At 58.1% G+C, this 3,111-nt stretch carries 2 protein-coding genes; both read right to left on the reverse strand.

Annotated elements, in window-relative coordinates; all coding sequences use genetic code 11:
* Positions 1-634: 634 nt before the first annotated feature.
* Complete coding sequence (gene istB, locus NCR38_RS33930) at positions 635-1,408, reverse strand: IS21-like element helper ATPase IstB (RefSeq protein ID WP_250478532.1); 774 nt, start codon at positions 1,406-1,408, stop codon at positions 635-637.
* Positions 1,401-2,801 carry an IS21 family transposase gene (gene istA / locus NCR38_RS33935; protein WP_250478533.1) on the reverse strand — a complete coding sequence of 467 codons (1,401 nt, stop codon included), beginning with the start codon at positions 2,799-2,801 and terminating at the stop codon, positions 1,401-1,403. The genes istB and istA overlap by 8 nt, the downstream gene beginning before the upstream one ends.
* Positions 2,802-3,111: the final 310 nt, after the last annotated feature.

A 3,111-nucleotide genomic window follows, 5' to 3' on the forward strand; every position in this document is an offset into this window, starting at 1 on the left:
AGTCGCCAGCTTGCCACCGGTTAAAAACCCGACATCTGTAAATAGCCAGAACACGACATTAGGATAAAGCCGCAACAAAGCCAAAATACGCTAATCGGTATTATGTAAACCTGCTCGCGCCGATCGGGCCGCTGTGGAGAACGATTCGCGCCGAAGCCATGGCGCTCCGGCAATATCGACCGGCCGATGGAGGCCGGTGACCGCACCGGCGGCCTGAATCGCGTGTTTAATCATCGAATCGAAGAATTTCACTCGTGCCGCTAAGATCCAAGGACTGACACGCCTGGCGGTAAAGTAACCGGTGAACCTTATCGGACAGACATACTGTTTGCCGAGCGGTAGATCGAGCACGACGGTTCGGAGGTGCGGGCAGCGGGTAAAAATCGCCTTCCCGCACGGCAAGCTCATTATCACCTCCAACTAACGCCAATCACGACGCCTCACCAGTCGCAAGAAATCGTGCTTAAGAACTACTCAGCTTTCTTGTCTTCTGACGAAACGACAGCAAGCTTCGACTCTTTCACGCCGTCCTGTCCCACCTTCTCATCGACCATCTGCAGTTTATTGCGCGCATACAGAACGCCCTGTCTGGCGTCAACTACAACCGCCGCCGACGACAACTAAGATTGCCGCCCTATGCTGCTACCGAGGCCGACGCTGTCGGCTTCGCGCCGGCAGCCTTCGTCCGATAGCTTTCAACGCTCATGAGATCTAGAACGACACTGTGATGGACGACGCGGTCGATGGCCGCGAGCGTGGTCATCGGATCCTTAAAGATGCGCTCCCACTCCGAGAACACGAGGTTTGTCGTGATGACAATGCTTTTGCGCTCGTAACGCTCGGCGAGCAGCGTGAACAGCACTTCCATTTCGTCTCGGTCATGCTGGACGTAGCCAATGTCGTCCAGAATGAGGCACTCGAAGCGATCCAGCTTCGCTAGCTCCTGCGGCAAACGCAGATCGCGCTTTGCTGCCAGTAGCCGCTGCACCAAGGCCCCGGTTGGTGTGAACAGCACCGGGTACCCTTGCTCGACGAGCACGTGTCCTAATGCGCAGGCGAGATGGCTTTTCCCCGAACCAGGTCGACCGACCGCCACCACATTGGTGGCATCCTTGAGGAAACTGCCACTGCGCAGCCGCTCGATCTGCATGCGAGTGGCCGGATCAAACCTTTCCAGCTTGAGCGTCCGGAAGTTCTTCTCAGGCAGCAGTTCGGATTGCCTTAGTAGCCGCTCAATTCGGCGCGACGCCTTTGCTGCACGTTCGATACGCGCCAGCTCGAGAAGCAATGCCTCATGAGTCAGCCCTTCCTTCGCGGCTCGCAGTGCCGCGTCTTCCACGGCTGCCGCCATGGCGCCGAGATTGACCGCACGAAGCGACGCCAGCAATTCTTCACGGGCGTTATGCATGGTTGCTCCGTGACGGAATCAGGGCGTCGTAATCGCGCAAGTTGATAGAGGCCTTGCCGATCTTCGGCACCGGTGTCGGCGTCGGGCTGGCGACGAGTTCGCGAACAACATCGAGCGTCGGTACGCGCTGGTCATGCAACACGCGCCCGATTGCTTTGTCGATTTCCACCTCGGATGTGCTCGCTGCCAAATGCAGCCGGCGTAGGTATTCTCGGTCAGCCTTTGTCGGTGTCGCGGCAAGCAATGCGTCGTAGGCGCGGCGAAACGTGGTCGTGGGAAACAGCTCGTCTCTATAGCAGTAGGCCGCGAACGCTCCGGGCTTTCTCACCAATGACCAGATCAGATGCCGGTAGTCGATTCGTCGCTGATTACGGCCGCTCAAGCGCGGCAGAGTAAGAACGTGTGCCGTCCCGTGGTAAAGATCCAGAATCTCGGAGCGGATGCGCGCTTTCAGCGTCGCACCGATCAACCGCGACGGCACCGAGTAGTGATTGTTGAGAACTCGAACCAAACTGAAGCGAGAAACGCGCACCGTAACCTCGCGCGTGAAGTCCAGCGGCGCCGGGGGCAGCGATCTAAGCGCCGCGCGGTCCGCCTCGAATCGTTGCGAGCGTGTGAGATTGCGCTGCCGAACAAGTTCACCAAGGAAGTGTTCGTAATCGCTACGCGTTCCGAAGTCTCGCGTACCGCGAACCCGCAGCGCCTGATCCACTGCCTCTTTGAACCGGAAGTGCGACTGCTCGACGTCACCGTTTTGATTCGCGCATCCGGCCGTGTTCGCTGACGGCTGCATACCGTAATGGGCGAGCAACGCAAGATAGTTCTGCGTGAACTCATGCCTTCCCTCGCGATCGAGGTCGCGTACTGCCGCAGTCAGGTTGTCGGTGCGATGCCATTCCGGAACACCGCCGATCTGCCACAGGCACGCTTCAAGCCCTTCGGCCAGTGCCTCGAAGCTCTCGGAGAAGCAAATGCGTACAGCCTCCACGTTCGAGTAAGTCAGCACCAAGTGATAGACCAGGTGCGGGAATGCTGTGCCCGAGATCGTTACTCTCAGGCTATTCATTGAAGTGAAGTCGGATTGAGCCATGCGCCCTGGCACATGCTCCTGTGGAAACATGACCTCCTGTTCCGGACCGTGACGAACTCGCCACGCTTGAATGTGCCGCTGCAAGGTCCGCAGTTGCCCTTCCTGATATCGCCCCGGAAACGCCTGGCACAGAAGCGCAAACAGCGTCTTGGCCTGCAGCGCCGGATCTCGCTTGAGATGTTCCTCAACCCAGGGCCAATCGAGGCTAAACGGATTTTCCCGCGTGCGATGGGCGCGCGGTTTCTTCATTTGACTCGGCAACGTGCCAGCGCGCTCGTACTTACGCACCGTGCGCTCACTCATACCTGTTCACGCTGCCGCCAGCTTCTGGCTCGCTCCTTTCCGCCGTTCTTCCCGCAACAATTTGATTTCTCCGTCCTTTTTCATGCTGGCTCCGGAAGGGAGCCGCATGATAGCGACGGCCGTAACCTCAACAGGTCAGCCGTCGAAAACCGGCAAATCTAGCAGGTCGTTGAAATACCTCGTCAAACGGTCATCCTGAGTGAAGGGGTGAACGTTGAATCTGAAGCCATTAACGAGAGCGAGATGGAACGGATGCGCGGCAGCGATGGTTTTACCGAGTCGATGTTCACGGTGTTGAAGCTTGATGATT

It is taken from the genome of Caballeronia sp. INML1, from assembly GCF_023631085.1.
In the GTDB taxonomy this organism is placed as follows: Bacteria; Pseudomonadota; Gammaproteobacteria; order Burkholderiales; family Burkholderiaceae; genus Caballeronia; species Caballeronia turbans.

Coding starts and splice junctions, on each gene's coding strand:
- istA (WP_250478533.1), bottom strand. CDS start 2,801: ATGAGTGAGCGCACGGTGCGTAAGTACGAGCGCGCTGGCACGTTGCCG.
- istB (WP_250478532.1), bottom strand. CDS start 1,408: ATGCATAACGCCCGTGAAGAATTGCTGGCGTCGCTTCGTGCGGTCAAT.